The following is a 21,547-nucleotide window of genomic DNA, read 5'->3' on the forward strand; positions in this document are numbered from 1 at the left end:
CGCTATGAAGAATATTGATTCGAACACACATGTCAGCGGTACGTCTGTGTACCTGGACGATGTACCCGTCATGAATGGTACGTTGTTCGGAGCTGCCTTTGAGTCGCCCTCCGCGCATGGCGTCATCAGGGAATTGATATTAGATGACGCCCTGCGGATACCTGGTGTCGTGCGCGTCTTTACAGCAGCCGATATTCCCGGACAGAACGAGATAGGTGGTATCATCAAGGATGAACCCCTGCTGGCTGATACACATGTACATTTTTGCGGTATGCCGGTGGCCTTTGTGGTCGCCCGCACCCGGGAGGCGGCAAGAGCAGCGGTAAAGAAGATACGTATTAGGATCGATGCGCTACCTGTCATTACTGATCCCCGCGAGGCGCAGGCAAAAGGTGAGCTCATCATCCCTCCACGCACTTTCCGGCAGGGAGATACAGACCTTGCCTGGCCGCAATGTACACACATCTTTACCGGCAATGCTGATATCAACGGACAGGAGCATCTGTACATTGAAACGCAGGGCGCCTATGTCATTCCACAGGAGCATAACAGTCTGCGGATCTATTCCTCCACGCAGGGACCAACTGCTGTGCAACGCGTGGTAGCTGCCATCACAGGAGCCTCTATGCACCAGTTTGAAGTGATCGTGACACGGCTGGGTGGTGGCTTTGGTGGCAAGGAAGATCAGGCGAACACCTGGGCGGCCCTCTGTGCCTTAGCCGCATGGATACTGAAAAAGCCGGTAAAATATGCCCTGCACAGAATGGAGGATATGGCAATGACTGGTAAGCGGCATCCATATGCAGCCGACTTTAAAATAGGGCTGGACAAAGACCTGAAAATACTGGCGTACGAAGTATCCTTCTTTCAGAATGCCGGCGCTTCCGCCGACCTGTCGCCTGCCGTACTGGCCAGGACACTTTTTCATTGTACCAATGCCTATTACATTCCCCATGTGAAAGCAACCGCCTGGAGTTGCCGTACACACCTTCCTCCCAACACCGCCTTCAGAGGCTTTGGTGGTCCGCAGGGCATGTTTGTGATAGAAGCTGCCATTGCAAAAGCAGCCCGCGTGCTGCAGGTAGATGCGGCCCTTATTCAGAAAACAAACCTGATCGCCACCGGACAAACATTCCCCTACGGACAGATCGCTGCCAGTGAAGCCGGCACCTGCTGGGACAAGGCGGAAACATTGTATGATGTGGTGGAACAGCAAAGAAAGGTACAACTGTTCAATACGGAAAATAAGCTGCTTAAAAAAGGGATCGCCTTTATGCCGATCTGCTTCGGTATTTCTTTTACCAACACGATGATGAACAATGCCCGTTCGCTGGTACATGTTTATTCAGACGGGAGCGTCGGCATCAGTACTGGCGCTGTTGAAATGGGACAGGGCGTCAATACGAAAATACTTCAGGTAGCCGCACAGACGTTTTCCATCCCTGCGAATAAAATAAAGCTCAATCATACCAGTACCTATACTATTGCCAATACGTCGCCCTCTGCGGCCAGCGCTACGGCGGATCTGAATGGGAAGGCAACACTGATAGCCTGTAATGCAATACTGGACAGGCTGAAACAACTGGCTGCGGAAGCATTCCACGTCACGCCTGCTGACATCACCCTGGAAAACGGACATGTACTGGTGAATCAGCAGCCGTCTTCCTGGAACTGGCAACAGCTCGTCACAACTGCTTTTGCACAGCGGATCAATCTGTCTGAACACGGACATTACGCCACTCCGGAAATACACTATGATGCAGTGAAAGAGAAAGGGCATCCTTTCGCCTATCATGTGTATGGCACTGCCATACTGGAAGCGACGGTCGACTGCCTTCGTGGTACCTATACCATAGACACGGTTAAGGTTGTACACGACTTTGGCAACAGTATGAATACCGATATTGACCGCGGACAAATAGAAGGCGGTATCGTACAGGGTATCGGATGGATGACCCTGGAAGAAGTGATCTACGACAGAGAAGGAAAGCTCCGTTCTAATGCATTATCCACCTACAAGGTACCCGATATCTATGCAGTCCCAAAAACGATTGCCATAGACGCATTGCAAACTACCAGGGATAACCTGGCCGTATTCCGTTCCAAAGCAGTCGGAGAACCACCACTGATGTACGGAATAGGTGCCTGGTTTGCGCTGCACAATGCGATACGGGCATTCCACCCACATGCTGATATCCCGTTTATCACCCCTATGACGCCTGAGAAAGTGCTGTTGGCATTATATTCTAAAACCAATACGGAAACGAATCAACAACATGCAGAAACAGTTAGTCACCTGGGATCTGATCTGTAAGAGCCTGCGACAGAACATTCCCGTTATGCTGCTATATGTACTCGAAAGTAACGGCAGCAGCCCGGGCAGAAGAGGCTTTTTTATGGCCGTAAATGAATCAGGAGAAATAGCCGGCTCCATCGGCGGCGGCATCATGGAACACAAGTTTGCTGAGATGGCGAAAGAACAGTTAGGACACTTTGCTACCTCCTACTCCATTCACCAGCAACACCATGACAAGAGCGTACCCAAGAACCAGAGCGGCATGATCTGCTCCGGCGATCAGACCATCCTGTTATACAAACTGACGCCAGACAGTATCACGCCTGTTAACAAGATCATTGCCTGTCTGATGCAACACCAGCAAGGTATACTGGAGCTCTCTCCGCTGGGACTGCAGTTTACCAGCGAAGTGCAGGGCCATCCGGCATATGACTATCACATGCAGTCAGAGCTCGACTGGTATTACCGGGAAAAGATCGGATACCGGGATTACCTGCATATTATCGGCGGGGGACATTGTTCACTGGCACTCTCGGACATCATGCACAAACTGGACTTTTATGTACATGTCTATGAAGAACGTCCGCAGGTACATACATTGTTGCAAAACAATAGTGCACATGAGAAGACCATTGTACATGATTACAGTCAGCTGGAAACGCTCATTTCCGGTGGACCACATCATTACGTGGTGATCATGACGGTGGGTTACCGTACTGATGATATTGCGTTACGTGCATTGCTGTATACATCTTTAAGATATTGCGGGGTATTAGGTAGTGCCGCTAAGATGGACAAAATGTTTGCCACCTATCGGGCAGAAGGCATCCCCGATTCACTGCTCACCAGGTTGTATGCGCCGATAGGCATAGACATCAGCAGTCAGACGCCGGAAGAAATAGCGGTGAGTATTGCCGCTCAGCTCATACAGACAAGGCATTTACCTACTCCCGCGTCACCCGTCCCGAAATCAGACCATACGGCTCATCCGTCGCCATGAAGATCTCATTCTCGTGTCTGATATTGAACTGCTCCAGGTTGAAGGGGATATGATGCTTATTAGGCATTTCAAGATAGACATCTTTTACATTGGCATGCGACTCCAGTACGGCGGCTCCCATAGCATACAGGGTCTGTTGTACGGAGAGGCTTTTATGTCCTGCGAATGTACGTAGTAACACCTCCCTTATACTGTTATACTGTTCTGTATAATCAGCCGGCAATGGATCATATTCCCATGTGATGGTACATTTTGTAGCCAGTATCCGGTCACTGGTCTCCTTTAGTGTGGTGTATGTGTCTTTTATATATTTCTCAAAAGCAGAATCAGTTGTTTTTAATATTAACAGGTCAGCAATACCGGATGTAACGCTGACACTGGTGGCGTCTTTTGTAACGACAGTCGTATGCTTTTCGGACCCGCCGCCGATATAGGTATGCGGATGTTCATTTCCGTCCAGCATGATACGCTGGTACAGGTGTTCCGCTATTGCAACAGTAGCAGTTCCTACCTGGGGCTGTGTGGAAACAAAGTGATTGGCAAGATAAATAGCAAAGTCTTCCACGGAAGATTTAAAATGATCCTTCGCCAAGGCGTACACGGTATTCTTTTGTGTATCTGTAGGCAATATTTTGCTATTGTCACCATTTGTATGGGCCTCTTCAAAATCGCCCTTCAGCGAGACGCTCACTGTTATTTGCCGGAACTCATGATAAGCGGGGTGACGGATAATTTTAGATAATTGGATAGCATTTTTGCCATAGCTATTTTCGCCAAGTCTTATTTTCATTTTGAGGCATTTTATTTGGTGGTCACATACCCTAATATAATGAATTAATTGCCTATTTTTACTTAGAAGCCCCTTATATGTTTGACCTCATTATAAAAGGAAATAACATACTCACACCTGAGGGTATTAAACCCGGTGTAGTATTGGTGAGAGACGGCTGCATCTACTCAGTCAGTGACACCGTGCCTGAGGCAGCCCATACCATTGTTGATATCGGTAATAAGATACTGATGCCGGGCATGATTGATCCACATGTACACATCAACGAACCCGGCAGAACAGATTGGGAAGGCTTTGCAACAGCTACACAGGCTGCTGTTGCCGGCGGTATCACTACCCTGATCGACATGCCACTGAATGCGGATCCGGTGACGACTACCGTCAGGGCATTTGAGGAAAAAATACAGGCGGCCGGTCCCCGGTTACACTGTGATGTCGGATACTGGGGAGGCATTATACCGGGCAACACACACGAAATAGAAGGGATGGCATTAAAGGGGATCAGTGGGTTCAAGGCATTCCTGACGCACTCCGGCATTGACGACTTTCCGCATGTCACCGCTGCCGATCTGGAAATGGCGATGCCGGTCATTGCCCGCCATCAGCTGCCCTTACTGGTCCATTGTGAGCTGATGCCGGATATACAGCCCCCTAGGCAGGATAATGTACGCTCCTATCGACAGTATATGGCATCCCGCCCGCAATTGTGGGAACAGGCGGCTATTGCGCTGATGATACATTGCTGCGAACTATATGGATGCAGGGTCCATATTGTGCATCTTTCTTCGGCAGCCGCCCTTGAACAGATCACTATCGCAAAGGAAAAAGGGTTACCCCTTACAGTTGAAACCACACAGCATTACCTGTACTTCAATGCGGAGGAGATCCCCGACGGCAATACCAGCTTTAAATGCGCACCGCCTATCCGGGAAAGAGAGAATAACAGTAAATTATGGGAAGCCCTGAAAGCGGGCATTATTGACTTTGTGGCAACAGATCATTCTCCGGCACCACCGGCATTGAAACAGATCGACACAGGTGACTTCACTACTGCCTGGGGTGGCATAGCCTCCCTTCAGTTAGCATTACCTGCCCTATGGACAGCAGGCAGAAGCCGGGGCGTCCGCATTGAACAGATAGCGAGCTGGTTATGTGAACGTCCTGCGATATTAGCCGGACTAGAAAACAGAAAAGGGAAGATAGCACCGGGTTATGACGCTGACCTCGTCGTATGGGATCCTGAGCGTTCATTTATCGTCAATGCAGAAGGACTGTACCATAAACATAAACTGACACCCTACATCAATGAGACTTTATATGGTGTTGTGGAACAAACCTATCTGAGAGGAGTAAAAGTATTTGATGAGGGTAATTTTCCACATACGCATCAGGGTCAGCACATCATCAGACAGTCAAACATATAGACTAAATACAGCGTTATGGAAAACTACCTGCACCGGGCAAACAATATACTGGCCAGAATCCAGGAACTGGCTTGTATCAGTGAGGATGCTCACTGTATAACGCGCACGTTCGGCTCACCTGCTTTTATCAGCGGATGCAGCCGTGTATTGTCATGGATGCAGGAAGCAGGACTGGACGCCAGAATAGATAATATCGGAAATGTAAGAGGCAGATGGAACAGTCAGCAACCTGCCGCCAAAACACTGGTCATTGCGTCACATATCGATACAGTCAGGAATGCAGGCCGCTTTGATGGTCCATTAGGCGTGATCATGGGCATAGACCTGATCCACTGGCTGCACCAGGAAGATATACAACTCCCGTTCAATATAGAGCTGATCGCCTTCAGTGATGAGGAAGGCGTACGCTTTCATACCACATACCTGGGCAGTAATACCGTTGCCGGTAGCTTTGACATATCGCTGCTTCAGCAAACAGATGATACGGGTATCACACTTCGTGATGCGATCAAAACAATTGGCGGCGATCCGGCGTTACTGGCCAATGATGCCATACCAGCAGAAGAATGGCTGGGATATTTCGAAATACATATCGAACAGGGACCGGTACTGTATGAAGAGCAACTACCGGTAGCCATTGTACAAAGTATCGCAGGACAACAACGTGTCCGCGTAAAGTTTAATGGTATATCCGGGCATGCGGGCACTGTCCCCATGGACATGCGGCAGGATGCTTTATGTGCAGCGGCTGAATTCATACTGGCAACAGAAAGGTATGCTGCGCATCAGAAAGAAGCGCTGCTGGCTACAGTGGGCACCCTCCAGATAACAGATGCCGCCAGCAACGTGATACCGGGTGAAGTAACCTGCACACTGGACATCAGGAGTCCTGAACAGACTGTATTAAAGAAAGCACGCAAATCCCTGAAAGAAATAGCCGCACAGATCTGTGATGAAAGGCAACTGACCGCGGACTGGGACATTATACAAAAAACGAAGCCTGTTGCCTGTGACACCGCATTAAGCCACCTGCTTGCGCAGGCTGTCTCCGCAGCAGGCTACAATGTGAAGAACCTGCATAGCGGCGCAGGACATGACGCCGTGACCATTGCAGCCGTTGCTCCCGTATGCATGCTGTTTGTCAGATGTTACAAAGGAATCAGTCATCAGCCACTGGAAAATGTGGAAGTACCGGACATTGCTGCGGCAGTGAAAGTAGCAGATCATTTTATTCATCGCCTCACAGAGGTATATAAAAAGCGGTAATATGGAAATATCAGCAATGACAAGATCGGTGGTAAAGCGTAATCACGCAGTGATCTGTCCGGATGGATATGTCAACAGTGTCGTACCGGGATGGACAAACTGCCGCGTAAATGTACTGATCAATGAGCAAATGGGCGCACGCCTTGGACAAACACTGATCACGGCAACGGCAGATACTGTTATTGCAGGCGATACAGACACCGCACAGATCTTCTTTTATATCATCTCCGGCTCGTGTATCGCGAAAGTAGATACGGCTTTACAAACGTTAGGCAGCGGACAGTTCGTCTACGTGCCTGCAGGGCATTCCTATAGCCTGGAGCAGTTCTCCGCAGATACACAGATCGTGACATTCCATAAAGTATATGAACCATTAAAAGGACATACTGCACCACCGGTGATCTTTGGTGATGCCGCTAAAGTAGAAGGCCCTGCCTTCCTGGGTGATCCTGCGTTACGGCTCCAGGTCCTACTACCGGAAGATCTGTCGTTTGACATGGCCGTAAATATCTTCACATATGACCCCGGTGGACATCTTCCTTTTGTGGAAACACACATTATGGAACATGGTTTGCTCTATCTCCAGGGACAAGGAGTGTATATGCTCGATCATGAGTGGTACCCGATCAAAAAAGGAGATACCATCTGGATGGCGCCCTATTGTCAGCAATGGTTCACTGCGATGGGCAAAGAACCGGCAGTGTATATCTATTACAAGAATGTGAACCGGTTTCCAACTACGTTATAATAAATTCCACTAATGACTTTGAAAGACTTGAACACACTATCACCAGAACAATTACAACAAACACTGCGTCAATGTTGTGGCGCAACAGCATGGATCGAAAAAATGAAGCATGAATTTCCTGTAGCTGATGAAGAAAGTCTGCTGGAAGCCGCTGCCCGGCACTGGCATACCTGCTCTGAAGAAGACTGGAAGGAAGCCTTTACACATCATCCGAAGATCGGAGACCTGCATGCCCTGCAACAAAAATTTGCCTCCACCGCACACTGGACCAGTGGAGAACAGGCAGGTACCATAGATGCGTCAACAGTTATACTCCAGGCATTTGCAAAAGGCAACATGCTGTATGAAGATAAATTCGGTTACATATTTATCGTATGTGCCACCGGCAGGTCAGCACCTGAAATGCTGTCGTTGCTGACAGAACGCCTGAAAAACACACCTGAGGACGAAATAAAGATCGCGATGGGTGAACAGGAAAAGATCACTACTATCAGACTGAAAAAACTATTGACTGCATGAGCCAGATCACGACACATATACTAGATACTTCAGCAGGCATACCCGCAGCGGGTGTGCCTGCCAGCCTGCTGCAACAGACAGCTGGCGGATGGACATCCATTGCCACCGGCGAGACCGGTGAAGATGGAAGGATCACCGATCTGCTGCCGCCTGACAAGTTATTAACACCTGGAAGCTACAAACTCAGATTTGATACGGAAGCCTACTTTACCGAACGGGATATCACTACATTCTACCCTTTTGTAGAAATAGCTTTTCTTATCAATGATGAGCCACATTACCATGTGCCACTTTTATTGAATCCGTTTGGTTACTCTACTTATCGTGGCAGCTAAAATCACCTGCTTATGCAACTGGCTATCGCTGAAAATGAGAAAGAACAACTGCTACAGGTATTACAAACAGCCAACCTGAAATTCCAGCAGACCTATCCCGGTGATAAACCTGACCGGCAGCCAATACATACTGTCTATGGCGGCGCTAACCTGTTCAAAGCGGATACCTGTATCCGCATGGGCGACATTGCGCTTAAACATCTGCATACCTATGCGCCTGATTTTGTCTCACTCGCAAAGGCCCTGCGGTTAGAAGGGCACGAACAGCTGCCACAAAAGGAAGCTGCGATCAGTCAGCTACAGGAAAGACTGGCGCTGTTAACAGACAAGGACCGCCGTCAGGAACCCGCCTGGTTGTATTATACTGTCTATCACAAGATCATCCGGAAGTTATCCACAGAAGCTGTGGAAGACTTCCGGATCGACTTTGAAGATGGTTTCGGTAACCGTCCGGATGAAGAAGAAGATGCCACTGCTGTCAGTGCCGCCAGAGAACTGGCGCTGGGCATGCGGCAAAAGACTATCTCTCCTTTCATTGGCATTCGTATCAAACCTTTTACCGAAGACCTGAAATACCGGAGTGTAAGAACACTGGACCTGTTCCTGACAACCCTGTTACAGGAAACAAGGGGCGTCCTGCCAGCTAACTTTGTGGTGATGTTACCCAAAGTCACTATTCCGGAACAGGTCGTCACGCTCGTCAGGTTGTTCGAGCTGCTGGAAAAAGCACATGCACTGGTTCCCGGCTCCCTGAAAATGGAAACCATGATAGAAGCCACGCAGATCATCATGGACGATGAAGGCAGAAACCCATTGATGCGGATCATCAGGGCCAGCGAAGGGCGTTGTATCGCAGCCCATTTCGGTACATATGACTACACTGCTTCCTGCGGTATCACCGCGAAATACCAGACCATGGCACATCCGGTATGTGACTTTGCCCATCATATGACCAAAGTCGCACTGGGCAGTACAGGTATCTTCCTCTCGGATGGCGCCACCAATGTCATCCCGGTAGCCCCGCATAAAGGAGCACATCTGAGCCTGGCGCAGTTACAGGAGAACGCAGATACCGTTCATCATGCATGGCGTACCGGATACGGACACACCCAGCATTCCCTCATCAATGGCTTCTACCAGGGATGGGACCTGAATCCGGCACAGTTACCCATGCGCTATGCAGCCACCTACCTGTTCTTCCTCAGCAATTATGAAGACGCATTATTCCGGCTGAAGACATTTGTGGAACGTGCAGCGATCTCCACACTCACCAAAGACATCTTTGACGATGCGGCTACCGGACAGGGACTGCTGAACTTCTTTCTGAAAGGGATCAATTGCGGCGCTATTTCTGAAGAAGAGGTACTCGCTACCGGATTAACGCTGGATGAGATCAGGAGCCGGTCCTTTTACCGTATACTGGAAGGAAGAAGAAAGCGACACTGACGGGACTGCCGTTTACTGATGACACTGCCTGCACTGGCGCGGCAATTGTGGTAGGACACATATGCCATCTACCGTTGTCTATAAGATGCTTTATGACCATGATACTGCTACCCTGCGGATCATCTTCGTTTCCGGTCTGATATACGACTACAAGAACGTACCGGAAGAAGTGTATCAGGCAATGAAAAATTCTGGTTCAAAGGGGACTTATCTCAACAAGCATATCAAAGGGCACTATGCGTATGAAAAAGTCGGCTGACTACCGGCCGGCCAGCCAGAACAGCGCGTCCAGGACAAACCGTCGCTGCACCTTGTTATCAAAGGTATGTGACAGGTCTTTATTGGTATGATGCTCATAGTCGATATCATTATGCCCCATGTTCATATACAGCATCTTGTAACGCTTGTTTGTCCATACAACAGGATAGTACCCGCTATGCCATATTTCATGTGGCTTAGGACCTGTACCCAGTGGAAAACTGGCAGGATCTATCGACAACAATATCTCAATATCCTTATTTGATTTCAGGTCATTTGACCATCTGTACCACTCATTGGGAGCCGCTGTAAAGGTGACCGGCAGGTGCTTCATGGCAGGATGCTCCGGATGTTCTACCCGCAGAATAGCGGATGTGGGCCGCCAGGTATTACTGCCATATTCACCGGAACCAAGGAATTGGTTATGATACCAGTCCCAGTTCTGCGGATAATCGGATGGCGTAAGCGCGAAAGCAGCAAAGTGGAATCCCATCCAGGCGCCTCCGTTTTCCATATATTGCCGGAAAGCTTCCCGCTGGGCGGGTGTATCAGGTCTTGTATCCAGAAACACGACCACCTGGTATTGCGAGAGTACGCCTGGATTCATTTTATGCCAGTCATTAGTCGAATCGTAAATGAAATGATGTTGTTTAGCCATCTCTGCAAACCAGCGGTTGGCTTCATGTACGAAACTGATATGAGCCTGGTCATGACGGGCGGTGTAGAAACCTAGTACTTTAAATGGCTTATGTTGCTGGGCACTGGCGGCGGTAATGGAAAGGCAGCAGATACAGATCAATATTCTCTGCAAAAAACAATTCATGATACGTGGATTTTATACATTCCAAAATATAACATTATATTTGCCCGTACAACATAGCCCGACGTCTTCCCAAAACTACAATTACCATGAAAAAATTACTATGCCTGGGCATATTCCTTGGCACGTTACACCCTGCTATTGCCCAGGATACCACTGCTAAACTGGATTCTCTTGTCAGCGCCTATCACAAACTACATCGGTTCAACGGCACCGTACTGGTAGCACAACAGGGTAAGATATTACTGGACAAGGCCTATGGATATCAACGTACAGCCGACAAGACCCTGAATGAACCAGGTACGATCTTTCAACTGGGCTCTGTAACCAAACAATTCACTGCCACCGTCATTCTCAAACTGGAAGAACAAAAGAAACTAAGTCTGCAGGACAAGCTGTCAAAATATTTCCCGGACTATCCCAAAGGCGACAGCATCACCATTGAAAACCTGCTGACACATACATCCGGTATTTACAATTACACCAATAACAGGGAGTTTATGCAGAATGAAGTTACTATCCCTGCCAGCAGAGAGAAGATCATGGGCCTTTTCAAAGACAAACCGCTTAACTTCTCCCCCGGCACCAAATGGGATTACTCAAACTCCGGTTATTCCATGCTGGGATATATTATAGAAAAGGCAGCCGGTAAACCGTACGAACAGGTGATGAGAGCGTACATCTTCGGCCCTTTACATATGGACCATACAGGCTTTGACTTTAAGAACCTGAAAGACAGTAAGAAGTCAACCGGCTATTTCAATATCAGCGATACCAGCAGTACACCCGCGCCATCCGTGGATTCTACCATCTCTTATGCAGCCGGAGCCATGTACAGCACTACCGCCGATCTGTATAAATGGCACCAGGCAGCGCAGCAGTACAAGATCATCTCAAAGGCTGACTGGGAAAGAGCGTATACACCATTCATGAACCATTATGGCTATGGATGGGAGTCTGACTCTATTGCCGGCAAACGTAAGGTATCACATGGCGGCGGCATACATGGATATGTCACTACTATTGTGAGGGTACCGGAAGATGATGTGTGCATCGTTGTACTTGACAATGCGGCTGACAAGGAGGTAGGTAAAATAGGGCAATCGCTGCTGTCTATACTTTATAAGCAGCCATACACCCTACCGTACGAGAGAATCGCGATACAGGTGCCGGAAGCGACACTGAAGCAGTATGAAGGAGAATATAACCTGTTCCCGAATTTCAATATTGTCATGACAGTGAAAAATGGTATGCTGATAGGCCAGCCTACCGGGCAGGCGGAGTCTCCGCTGTTCGCTGAGAAAGAGGATTTCTTCTTCCTGAAAATAGTGAATGCACAGATCAGATTTACGCGGAACGACAACAGGGAGATAACGGGACTTATCCTGTATCAGAATGACAGAGAGATGCCTGGAAAGAAAATAAAGTAATATGCACAAAGGCGTCCGCTTCCAGCGCGACGCCTTTACTCAGATAATATCGGTAGTTCCCTTTACATGAATGGCCGTCATCAACGGCAATGTCTGTTCTTTCATCTGCTCTCAGCAGACAGGCAGTTACTGCTTTACTATTTTACCCTTGAAATGTTGTTTACCGTCTTTTAGCTGTACGATATACAACCCCTTCGGGAATGATCCTATTATTGCATTTAAGCCATTATTCAGCTCTGTAATGCTGCCGGTGCGTCTGAATACCACATGGCCATCTCCAGCCGTTATAACGACGTTTAAACGGGTATTCTGGCTATTATAATCCAGATAAGCTGCATTGTCAACGGGATTAGGACGGATCGTCAGTATCTGGCTGTCTTTGATCGTTTCCTTCACTTCCTGTATACGTAGCGCACTGCTGTTCGGAATGTAAATATTCGGCTGCGGTGGTGTGCTCATACCGGTACCGAGGTAGTAATCAGGATAAGGCGGCTGATTGTACGCAGTATTCTGCCAGGCAATAGCCGTGCGGTATTGGAGATTGTGCATCAGCGTGTACAGTCTGTAAGAAGTTTCAGCTGTTGTTGTGAATAATAACAAGCTACTGTTATCAGCACTTCTTACCAGTACTTCTTCCCGCCAGTCGCCCAGCAGGTCGGCAGTCAGGCAGGGATTAGCCTTTGTACTGTTATTGGAAGTCCCACCATAGTCAGATAAAGTAAGCAAACGGTTCAGCGCTTTGGAGGTGTAATTCCATTTATCCAGTTTCACACCATCCAGTAATTCCCTGCACAGATCACCATCCCACCAGATACCGAAATTATTACTGGGTTTGGCAGTACCAATAGATACTCCTTTACAGGTATACAGATCACCGGCGGAAGCCCACACCTCATAACCTATATGGGTGGGATCCACATCACCGGCCAGCGCCCTGCCGACATCTCCGGTAATACCATGGGCCGCTCCTCTGCCCCAGATAGGCGTACCACTGGCCGCATCTCTGAACTCGATACCAAAGTTACCATACTGGGACGGTGTCTCATGGCATTGCCACAACTCCTGCCCTGCTCTTTCCGGATCGAGATCTGTCATGTGCATGGCATCACCGTGTCCGAGGCCATTGACATATAGTCCACTACCGTTGTCATTGATAGCACTCGAACCATTGATCAGCTCCTGCTTTCCATCGTTATCCACATCCCCCACCGTTACCTGGTGATTACCCTGTCCTGCATACGCGCCGTTACCGGATGTATTGCTGTCAAAAGTCCAGCGTTGGGTGAGCTGACCATTCCGCCAGTCCCAGGCGACTCTCACCAGGCGGGTATAATAGCCACGGCCCATGATAAGAGAAGGACGGGCACCATCCAGATAAGCCACCGCATTCACAAATCTGTCTACACGGTTGCCATAGCTGTCTCCCCAGGAAGACACGGTACCACGGGCAGGCAGGTAATTGGTCGTCGCCATCGCAGCCCCTGTTTGTCCGTTGAATACAGTCAGAAATTCAGGACCACTCAGCACATATCCACTACTATTCCTGTAATCGGCGGTCGCACTACCAATCACAGTACCCACGCCATCTACAGTTGCATCAGCTGTTTTCATCGCCACTTCTGCTTTACCATCACCATCCAGGTCGTACACCATGAACTGTGTGTAATGGGCGCCGGCACGGATATTACGTCCCAGGTCAATACGCCACAAACGTGTACCGTTCAACCGGTATGCATCAATATACACATTACCGGTATAGCCACTCTGGCTGTTGTCCTTGGCATTGGTAGGATCCCATTTCAGGACGATCTCATATTCACCATCGCCATCCAGGTCGCCTACACTGGCATCATTGGCAGTGTAGGTATATGCTTCACCGGATGGCGTGGTACCACCAGCGGGGAGCTGTAAGGGGATTGTTTTGTAGATACTGGTCCATACACTGACAGCCGGAGTAGCTGTCTGCTCAGCACCATTTATAACGGGGCGGATGGTATAAGAACCGTTGGTGGTGACATTGTCAACATAATTCGTGGAATTGGTGATGGGAGTGGCGTTCAGCTTTACACCGTTCCTGTACACGTTAAAACTAATGGAACTGGGGTCGGTGCCAAGCATACGCCAGCCGATGTAGACGGCACTGCTGCTCTGGCGTACGGCAACAGGCGCTCTTGAAAGAAATTCCATCTGTTTCGACTGCGAGACGGCAGAAGAGGAAGAAAGGCTGATCAGTGCAAGGATCAGCAGTTGGGTGAACATGCTTTTCATACGGGAACTTATTTAAATATTTGGGAATTTGGAATTAGGAACCGGTTCAAATCAACAGGCATACAAATAGTGTACAGGTGCACAATAGCGTCATATCCCCGGGGCTTTGAGGCCATATTCCAGGCGTACACATATCAATATCGTAAGACGCACCAATTCCTAATTCTTAATTCCTAATTTATTCAATATTCCCGCGACTATACTTACACCCTCGTTACATTCTCTACTACCGCATGTTCCAGCTCCTTCCCTTCAAATGTCCGTATGACATTTCTGGCTGCTATGGCGGCCATGGCATTACGTGTATCAACCGTAGCTGAGCCTATATGCGGCAGCACAGCGACATTGGGCATATTCAGCAGGGGATTATCTGCGGTCATAGGTTCAGGATTGGTCACATCCAGCCCCGCGCCCCAGATCGTGCCATTCTGCAATGCAGCGATCAGGTCGCCTTCATTGTGAATACCGCCCCTGGCCGTATTAACGAATATTGCGGAAGGTTTCATTTTACTGAACACCTCTTTATTGAAGAGTTCTTTCGTCTCTGGCGTCAGTGCGGTATGTACGGATACCACATCACTATTCTGCAGTAACTCATCAAAGGAGACACGTATAGCGCCCAGTTGCCTTTCTGCTTCCTCATTTATACCGCGGTTGTAATATATGATCTTCATACCGTAAGCACCTGCACATCGCTGCGCCATCTCAAAACCGATCCTGCCTAAACCAACGATCCCCAGTGTCTTACCATTGAGTTCCAGTCCCAGGTTAGCCGTAGGATCCCAGAAATTCCAGTTGCCACGCAGGATCTCCTTGTGCATGTGAAAAGCTTTACGGGAAGCCGCCAGCATCAGCAGAAAAGCAGTATCTGCAGTAGCGCCGCTGAGTACGCCTGGCGTATTGCCCACGGCTATACCAAGGTCTTTTGCTGCTGTAACATCCACATTATCATACCCTACGGACATCATGGAGATGATACGCAGATGACGGCATGATTCGAGAAAATGACGGTCTACCTGCAGCGGACCGGACACAATGATCGCATCGTATTCCTTCATCACCGGGATCAGTTCTTCTGCCGGCTGATGACGGTTCTCCGTCCACACCGTATAGTCGATCTGATTGTCATTCAGCAGTTGCAACGCTATCTCAGGAACGTTCCTTGTTATATACACTCTCTTACGCATGGCTATATTAATTTCTGGTTATTGTCTACAAAATACATAAATGACTGTTTTCAGGGATATTTTTGACAAATTGTTTCGGGTAATTTTGCACCGAACAAAATTCACCTTTTCCCTCGTACCATTAAGAGCAGGTCAAATGGTTAAAGTGTTGGTTTTATTGTTTATTTTAGTCAAGTCCTACAGGCCGCTTACCTAACAGTGAACGGCCTGTTTTTTTTAGCCGGTTGCCCGCAGTCATACTGTTCACCCAATCATCTATTCCATGCTCTCCAGATATGCGGCTCATGCATTCCCATTTTATAGCTGTACAGGATATTCCGTATTGTTTTACTGACACGAAAAAAAAAGTGCTTTTCCACGTTGTAAAATTGATGAATAATGATAACTTGCAATAGGGCGAAACGCCCGCCCATGCTGCATTAACAATTCATTTAAGATCGTAACAATTCATTAAAGATTCGTCACACAGTGGATGTTGCTGACAGCACGGGACTGTGTATAAATGATCGTCAATAATTATACGCGCAGCAACCGAAAAGATGGCGTAAAATACTATCGCCAGAAAGCAATGGATAAAAACAACTGCAGGTATTTCTAACTAATCTCCGTACGAGTATGAAACTACACTTATATAAATCTGCCGCCCTGCTGGGCGCTCTATGCCTTCCGCTATATATGTCCGCACAGACAGCTGCGAAAGATACAGTTCATGTGGTCAGTAAAGAAGTAACGCATGAGATCCTTACGAGGATCAGTAAACAACTGGATGAAGGATATCCTTTCCCGGAAATAGCGAAGAAATATATCGCAACCTTAAAAAACCAGGAATCCAGGAAAGCCTATCAGGACCTGACCCCGGAAAAGCTGGCCAGAAAGATCACCAATGATCTGCGTGAGACGCATAAAGATGTGCATCTTACCATCTTCCACAATAAAGATTACTATGAGCAGCTGACCCGTTCATTCTCTAATACCCGCACACCTGAAGATGATAAACTGGAACTCGAAAGAAAACGCCAGAACAACTACGGTTTTGATGCGGTGGAACTGAATAAAAAAACGTCTACTGCCTACATTAAAATACAAGGTGGTTTCCATGGCGATCAGGAAGCTTTTGAAATGGCTGCCAATGCTATGAATATGGCTGCGTATTCCAAAAACATCATTATCGACATCAGGGATAATGGTGGTGGGACCGGTATGATGGGACGTTTTCTCGCTGGTTATTTCTTCAATGCGGGTGACGAACGCTACTACCTCCATGGTTATCATAAAGACAGATCAAAAGATATCCAGGAATGGACATATCCTTTCGTTCCCGGTAAGAGAATGCCTGACAGCAAACTGTATATCCTTGTTAATAAACATACAGCATCTGCAACAGAAGGTTTTGCTTTCGCTATGCAACAGATGCATCGTGCCACTATCGTAGGCGACACGACCGCTGGTGCCGGTATCGCTGGTTCCATGATACCGCTGAAGGAAAACCTGGTGGTGTTCATGCCGGTGAAAATGGTCGCAGCTCCTGGTTCTGATGAGGGATGGGAAGGCATCGGCGTATTACCGGATGTTCCTGTAAAAGGTGAAGATGCAAGAACGGAGGCTGAAAAGCTGATCAAAAAAGAACAGGACCTGGCCTCAGCCGCCAGGACTAAGTAATATTTCCTACCTACAACTGTAACTGTAACAGTGGGGTATCAAAAGTGATCGCTTTTGATACCCCACTGTCTTTTTTATGCATGGAGGAATGTTGTATCAACTGATACTATTTCCTGCTTTTATACTGATAAAAGATGCCCTTATCAAACGGCGTCCACAGACAGGCCTTTTGTCCGCCACTTTTCAAACCACTGTTTGCCCAGGTATTACAGGTATGAAACAGACTATAACTACCTTTTGCCTCATAAAATGCATCTGTGGTTCCATAATTGGCATCTGTAACAATGTGGATCACATTCCCTTTATCATCACGATCAAAACTACCCTGTATATAGCTGATCAGTCCTGCATAATGCGCACTGTCAATATTGAGTCTGATACAATCATTCCCCTCACGCATCGTGCGGTAATAAGTAGCATGAATAGCCGATGAACTAAGGCCGGTAGCGGCCTTAAAAGCCGTACTGAATTTCAGGTCCGCCCAGGTAGGCGTTTCCAGGTAGAAGCCTTTGTCTCCCCATCCGAAAGCAATCCATTCGGCCGTAGTATCCTTTCCTCTGGTATTGACAAAGCGGACGTCTTTGCTCCAGTCGATCTGACTATTGCGCACCGGCATCACCAGATCTGTATGTACGCCATTTGTCAGAATGTAAAGCGGGATCTCATCACCGCTGGCGGGTTCTTTATCCACCGTAATACGTGATAACACATAAGCTGCTGACAGGTATAGGGCTACGAGTACAACCGGAGTTAAAATAGTCCATCCGATGATCTTGATTACTTTCTTCAATGTGATTGATAATTAATAATTAGCAATGATACTTAATAAGCAGGCTAGCCTTACATGTAATAGGTAAACGTTTATCATTAATCCCCGGCGGGCAAAAAGGTAACCCACTACAATCGCTGCCTGCATGCTGCGCCATCAACAACCACTAATGACTAATTACATTGGCTGATCATGAAAACATCGCCGGACTACTGAACGAAATGACTTATATTACCAATGGATTATAACGTAGATGCCCCTGCGGAATTTGCAGCTGCAGGAGTAAGCGTAGGCGGATCATGCGCCTTCCCTAAGACGAACAAACGCGTAGAATAACATTGTAACGGTTATAAATGCGAATACCTGTGAGTAGAGCTACTCACAGGTATTCACGTTATATCTTCAGAACAATTTAAACAAAACCCTCTATGCGAAAACCCTCAGTATGGTCCTTTACCCTTATGGTACTGACGATCATTACACTCCATTCAAGCGCGCAGGTGGCTCCTGCAGCACAATCAGTGACCGGTAAACTGATTTGCGGATACCAGGCATGGTTTAATTGTTACGGCGACGGCTCGCCTGTAGAAAGATGGGCCCATTGGAGCCCCGGCAATTACCGCTCAGACACGCCCAAACCTGCTCCTGGCCGTATTACCTTCGAAGCATTCCCGGACATATCGGAGTACCCTGCCACCAGTCTGTTCCAGACGGCTCTCGGTAACCTGCATGACGCACGTAATGCCCGTCTGTTCAGCTCCTGGCCACAGGCATCGATTGACCTTCACTTTTCCTGGATGCAGCAACACGGTATTGATGGCGTAGCCCAGCAACGTTTCCTCGGACCTACCGGGGACGGTGTGTACAAAACCAGTATGGATAGCCTGGTACGAAGGATCAGGCGTAGTGCCGAAAAGTACCAGCGTATCTTCTACATCATGTATGACATGAGTGCGGATGATACCGCCTTCTTCAAAGCTGACTGGCTGCATATCGAAAACGATCTGCGTCCACAGGAATCCCCTTACTATGCCCACCAGCATGGAAAGCCGGTCATTTGTATATGGGGCTTCGGACTGAATGAACGCAGTAATCGGCCGGCCAATAGTCTCGCCATTATCAACTGGCTGAAAGGGAAAGGATACTACGTTATCGGCGGCGTTCCTGCCGGCTGGCGTACTGGTACCCGTGATTCACATCCTGGTTATGAGAATGTGTATAAAGCATTTAATATGCTGTCTCCCTGGGCCGTAGGACGCTTCAACAGCCTTACCGGTGCAGACGACTTTAAAACCGACAATCTGGTCCCGGATCAGGCGTATTGTGCGGCAAACGGGCTGGATTACCAACCGGTTATATTCCCTGGCTTTGCCTGGAGCAACTGGAATGGCGGCACCAGGAACATGATCCCCCGCCTCCGCGGAGAATTCTTCTGGCGCCAGCTGTATAACATCAAAAGCCTGGGTATGAACACCGCCTACATCGCTATGTTCGATGAGTATGACGAAGGCACTGTCATCGCTAAAATGGCGGATAGCTATTTTGCGGTAACGAATGATCAATACTTCCTTACCACCAGCGCTGACGGTACCTATATAGGAGCCGATTTCTACCTGCGGCTGGCCGGTCAGGCCACAAAAGTCCTGAAAGGGGCCGCGCCACTGACAACCAATGTGACCATCCCCTACGCGACGGCACCACTATGGTTCAGGACCAGTGTAGAACCACAATATGATGCAACGATCACCTGGACGGATACGCCCGACCAAAGTGTGGCTACCACCAATGTAACGGGCTATGACGGAACAGGTGCCCCCATCTGTGGCATTGTACAGAATGAGTCCAGCCATACAGGACCATCTTCCATCCGCGTGGCAGGAAGGGCTACTTCTGCTACTGCCAATGCTTACTGTGCCTTTAAGATCTTCGACGTCAATATTCCTGTAACTGCCGGTACCGGACTCAGTTTCTGGCTCTATCCTACCAGCAATCTTTCCCGTTACGTAACGGTAGACCTGATCATGACGGACGGAACTTCCCTGCGGGATGCCGGTGCGGTGGATCAACATGGTGTATCTATGCATCCGGCTGCAGGACATGGTACGGTCAACAGCTGGTCACAGATCACCTGTAATATCGGGCAATGGCTGAACGGTAAGACTATTGACCGTATCGTCGTGGATTATGTACATGGCAATGAAGTGGGTAACTTTAAGACATATGTGGATGATATTATCATCAGTGATACGACCACAGTGGCTAGTCTGCAATTAAAAACACCAGGCAGGAAACATTAAGTATAAAAGAGCGGGGCCTTTTGTATGACGCTCATATGTTTACAACATAAGAGCATCGTACAAAAGGCCCCACTTTATTAAAAAATAGAATAATCAGTTATTCACACTTCTTCTGAATACTTCATGAGCATAGCCCGCTCTTTTTTGGTCAGACTTTTCATACCGCGTTTATGGATCTTTTCCAACAGGGCGTCCAGGTCCTGCTTCTGGCCGGACCGTTCGAGATTATAACGGTCATCCAGGTCATAATCTCCTACATGCTCCTGGAAGTACTTGTTTTCGATCAGCAGTGCATGCGGGCGGGTCACGATGATATACACAAAAAAGATCCCTGGTAGCAGGATCGCCAAAATGGTCGGGAGATTGGTCACCACCACTTCCGGCACCATACACAGCACCACGAGCATTCCAATCAGGGCACCACCCAGGTGCGCTTCGTGGCCGATATTATCTTTCTTGGAACGTACACCGTAAATAGAATAGAGTACATATCCCACGCCATATGCCCAGGCGGGAATAGCAAACGGCAAGCCGAAGAACCCCAGCTTCATTCCCGGAAAGACAGCAATGGAAGCAAAGACAATTCCACACACAGCCCCGGAAGCCCCCACAGCGCTATAATCACCATGATTACGGTGGATCAGCAGCGATAAGAGGTTCCCTCCTACCAGACTGGCCACGTACAATACCAGGTAGCTCGCATGCCCCATCCTCAGTTCAAGCCCACTGAAGGCATACAGGGAGAACATATTGAACAACAGATGCATCCAGTTCACGTGCAGGAACCCTGACGAGATCAGTCGTTTGTAGTCTTTGTAGACCAAGATGTTATCTACTTCAAATGAGTACTTATTGAAAAAGGTGCGGTCCTTTAGTCCTTTGTAAGAAACTGCAATATTTACAATAATCAGTAAGAGGTTAATGAGACCAATGTGTGCCATTCAAATGCGGGTTTAAAAATAACTATAGGGAACGCCAGCCCGGAAATATTGTTCACTTCAATATTGTGATTAGTACAAATATATCCAAAACTGC

Annotated in this window: 18 protein-coding genes; 12 read left to right on the top strand and 6 right to left on the bottom strand. The window is 48.1% G+C overall.

Features of this window, described 5'->3' with window-relative positions; all coding sequences use genetic code 11:
- Positions 1–4 precede the first annotated feature (4 nt).
- Together GWR21_RS13215 and GWR21_RS13220 are read left to right on the top strand one after the other, a co-directional pair.
- Positions 5–2,314 (top strand): molybdopterin cofactor-binding domain-containing protein, encoded by a 2,310-nt coding sequence (locus GWR21_RS13215; protein ID WP_162332201.1) that lies wholly within the window; start codon positions 5–7, stop codon positions 2,312–2,314.
- Positions 2,277–3,296 carry an XdhC family protein gene (locus GWR21_RS13220; RefSeq protein WP_162332202.1) on the top strand — a complete coding sequence of 340 codons (1,020 nt, stop codon included), beginning with the start codon at positions 2,277–2,279 and terminating at the stop codon, positions 3,294–3,296. The genes GWR21_RS13215 and GWR21_RS13220 overlap by 38 nt, the downstream gene beginning before the upstream one ends.
- On the opposite strand, the gene pucL is transcribed toward GWR21_RS13220, so the two are convergent.
- Entirely contained in the window at positions 3,241–4,086 is an 846-nt protein-coding gene (pucL, locus tag GWR21_RS13225; protein ID WP_162332203.1) for a factor-independent urate hydroxylase, read from the bottom strand. The genes GWR21_RS13220 and pucL overlap by 56 nt on opposite strands.
- Positions 4,087–4,163: 77 nt before the next feature.
- Here pucL and allB point away from each other — a divergent pair, with 77 nt between their 5' ends.
- From allB to GWR21_RS13260, 7 genes are all read left to right on the top strand, one after another.
- A complete protein-coding gene (gene allB, locus GWR21_RS13230; RefSeq protein ID WP_162332204.1) occupies positions 4,164–5,510 on the top strand; it encodes an allantoinase AllB in 1,347 nt (448 codons plus the stop codon).
- 15 nt (positions 5,511–5,525) lie between these two features.
- Positions 5,526–6,776, top strand: coding sequence for an allantoate amidohydrolase (locus GWR21_RS13235; RefSeq protein ID WP_162332205.1), 1,251 nt, complete (start codon positions 5,526–5,528; stop codon positions 6,774–6,776).
- 1 nt (position 6,777) lies between these two features.
- Positions 6,778–7,524 carry a (S)-ureidoglycine aminohydrolase gene (gene allE / locus GWR21_RS13240; protein WP_162332206.1) on the top strand — a complete coding sequence of 249 codons (747 nt, stop codon included), beginning with the start codon at positions 6,778–6,780 and terminating at the stop codon, positions 7,522–7,524.
- Positions 7,525–7,536: 12 nt separating this feature from the next.
- Entirely contained in the window at positions 7,537–8,043 is a 507-nt protein-coding gene (gene uraD / locus GWR21_RS13245) for a 2-oxo-4-hydroxy-4-carboxy-5-ureidoimidazoline decarboxylase (RefSeq protein ID WP_162332207.1), read from the top strand.
- Positions 8,040–8,378, top strand: coding sequence for a hydroxyisourate hydrolase (gene uraH / locus GWR21_RS13250; protein ID WP_162332208.1), 339 nt, complete (start codon positions 8,040–8,042; stop codon positions 8,376–8,378). Before uraD ends, uraH begins: the two co-directional genes overlap by 4 nt.
- Positions 8,379–8,390: 12 nt before the next feature.
- Positions 8,391–9,824 carry a DUF6986 family protein gene (locus tag GWR21_RS13255; RefSeq protein ID WP_162332209.1) on the top strand — a complete coding sequence of 478 codons (1,434 nt, stop codon included), beginning with the start codon at positions 8,391–8,393 and terminating at the stop codon, positions 9,822–9,824.
- Between the two features lie 61 nt (positions 9,825–9,885).
- Positions 9,886–10,083, top strand: a complete 198-nt coding sequence (locus tag GWR21_RS13260) for a KTSC domain-containing protein (RefSeq protein ID WP_162332210.1) — start codon at positions 9,886–9,888, stop codon at positions 10,081–10,083.
- Here GWR21_RS13260 and GWR21_RS13265 read toward each other — a convergent pair whose 3' ends face one another.
- Positions 10,084–10,905: a ThuA domain-containing protein gene (locus tag GWR21_RS13265; protein WP_162332211.1), complete on the bottom strand. Its 822-nt coding sequence runs from the start codon at positions 10,903–10,905 to the stop codon at positions 10,084–10,086.
- 86 nt (positions 10,906–10,991) lie between these two features.
- On the opposite strand from GWR21_RS13265, the gene GWR21_RS13270 reads away from it, so the two are divergent.
- Entirely contained in the window at positions 10,992–12,332 is a 1,341-nt protein-coding gene (locus GWR21_RS13270; protein ID WP_162332212.1) for a serine hydrolase domain-containing protein, read from the top strand.
- 126 nt (positions 12,333–12,458) lie between these two features.
- On the opposite strand, the gene GWR21_RS13275 is transcribed toward GWR21_RS13270, so the two are convergent.
- Together GWR21_RS13275 and GWR21_RS13280 are read right to left on the bottom strand one after the other, a co-directional pair.
- The gene (locus GWR21_RS13275) at positions 12,459–14,600 is read right to left on the bottom strand and encodes a rhamnogalacturonan lyase family protein (RefSeq protein ID WP_162332213.1); all 2,142 of its coding nucleotides are present in this window, start codon (positions 14,598–14,600) and stop codon (positions 12,459–12,461) included.
- A 203-nt stretch (positions 14,601–14,803) separates the two neighbouring features.
- The gene (locus tag GWR21_RS13280; protein ID WP_162332214.1) at positions 14,804–15,787 is read right to left on the bottom strand and encodes a 2-hydroxyacid dehydrogenase; all 984 of its coding nucleotides are present in this window, start codon (positions 15,785–15,787) and stop codon (positions 14,804–14,806) included.
- A gap of 615 nt (positions 15,788–16,402) precedes the next feature.
- On the opposite strand from GWR21_RS13280, the gene GWR21_RS13285 reads away from it, so the two are divergent.
- Positions 16,403–17,446 (top strand): S41 family peptidase, encoded by a 1,044-nt coding sequence (locus GWR21_RS13285; RefSeq protein WP_162332215.1) that lies wholly within the window; start codon positions 16,403–16,405, stop codon positions 17,444–17,446.
- 106 nt (positions 17,447–17,552) lie between these two features.
- On the opposite strand, the gene GWR21_RS13290 is transcribed toward GWR21_RS13285, so the two are convergent.
- Positions 17,553–18,236 carry a TIGR02117 family protein gene (locus GWR21_RS13290; RefSeq protein WP_162332216.1) on the bottom strand — a complete coding sequence of 228 codons (684 nt, stop codon included), beginning with the start codon at positions 18,234–18,236 and terminating at the stop codon, positions 17,553–17,555.
- Between the two features lie 407 nt (positions 18,237–18,643).
- Here GWR21_RS13290 and GWR21_RS13295 point away from each other — a divergent pair, with 407 nt between their 5' ends.
- Positions 18,644–20,512 (top strand): glycoside hydrolase family 71/99-like protein, encoded by a 1,869-nt coding sequence (locus tag GWR21_RS13295; protein WP_202929085.1) that lies wholly within the window; start codon positions 18,644–18,646, stop codon positions 20,510–20,512.
- 101 nt (positions 20,513–20,613) lie between these two features.
- Here GWR21_RS13295 and GWR21_RS13300 read toward each other — a convergent pair whose 3' ends face one another.
- Positions 20,614–21,453, bottom strand: coding sequence for a rhomboid family intramembrane serine protease (locus GWR21_RS13300; protein WP_162332217.1), 840 nt, complete (start codon positions 21,451–21,453; stop codon positions 20,614–20,616).
- Positions 21,454–21,547: the final 94 nt, after the last annotated feature.

The organism is Chitinophaga agri (assembly GCF_010093065.1).
Classification (GTDB): Bacteria; Bacteroidota; Bacteroidia; order Chitinophagales; family Chitinophagaceae; genus Chitinophaga; species Chitinophaga agri.

Excerpts from the sequence above, each read along its gene's own strand:
- GWR21_RS13215 (WP_162332201.1), top strand. The coding sequence starts at position 5 with ATGAAGAATATTGATTCGAACACACATGTCAGCGGTACGTCTGTGTAC.
- GWR21_RS13220 (WP_162332202.1), top strand. The coding sequence starts at position 2,277 with ATGCAGAAACAGTTAGTCACCTGGGATCTGATCTGTAAGAGCCTGCGA.
- pucL (WP_162332203.1), bottom strand. The coding sequence starts at position 4,086 with ATGAAAATAAGACTTGGCGAAAATAGCTATGGCAAAAATGCTATCCAA.
- allB (WP_162332204.1), top strand. The coding sequence starts at position 4,164 with ATGTTTGACCTCATTATAAAAGGAAATAACATACTCACACCTGAGGGT.
- GWR21_RS13235 (WP_162332205.1), top strand. The coding sequence starts at position 5,526 with ATGGAAAACTACCTGCACCGGGCAAACAATATACTGGCCAGAATCCAG.
- allE (WP_162332206.1), top strand. The coding sequence starts at position 6,778 with ATGGAAATATCAGCAATGACAAGATCGGTGGTAAAGCGTAATCACGCA.
- uraD (WP_162332207.1), top strand. The coding sequence starts at position 7,537 with ATGACTTTGAAAGACTTGAACACACTATCACCAGAACAATTACAACAA.
- uraH (WP_162332208.1), top strand. The coding sequence starts at position 8,040 with ATGAGCCAGATCACGACACATATACTAGATACTTCAGCAGGCATACCC.
- GWR21_RS13255 (WP_162332209.1), top strand. The coding sequence starts at position 8,391 with ATGCAACTGGCTATCGCTGAAAATGAGAAAGAACAACTGCTACAGGTA.
- GWR21_RS13260 (WP_162332210.1), top strand. The coding sequence starts at position 9,886 with ATGCCATCTACCGTTGTCTATAAGATGCTTTATGACCATGATACTGCT.
- GWR21_RS13265 (WP_162332211.1), bottom strand. The coding sequence starts at position 10,905 with ATGAATTGTTTTTTGCAGAGAATATTGATCTGTATCTGCTGCCTTTCC.
- GWR21_RS13270 (WP_162332212.1), top strand. The coding sequence starts at position 10,992 with ATGAAAAAATTACTATGCCTGGGCATATTCCTTGGCACGTTACACCCT.
- GWR21_RS13275 (WP_162332213.1), bottom strand. The coding sequence starts at position 14,600 with ATGAAAAGCATGTTCACCCAACTGCTGATCCTTGCACTGATCAGCCTT.
- GWR21_RS13280 (WP_162332214.1), bottom strand. The coding sequence starts at position 15,787 with ATGCGTAAGAGAGTGTATATAACAAGGAACGTTCCTGAGATAGCGTTG.
- GWR21_RS13285 (WP_162332215.1), top strand. The coding sequence starts at position 16,403 with ATGAAACTACACTTATATAAATCTGCCGCCCTGCTGGGCGCTCTATGC.
- GWR21_RS13295 (WP_202929085.1), top strand. The coding sequence starts at position 18,644 with ATGCGAAAACCCTCAGTATGGTCCTTTACCCTTATGGTACTGACGATC.
- GWR21_RS13300 (WP_162332217.1), bottom strand. The coding sequence starts at position 21,453 with ATGGCACACATTGGTCTCATTAACCTCTTACTGATTATTGTAAATATT.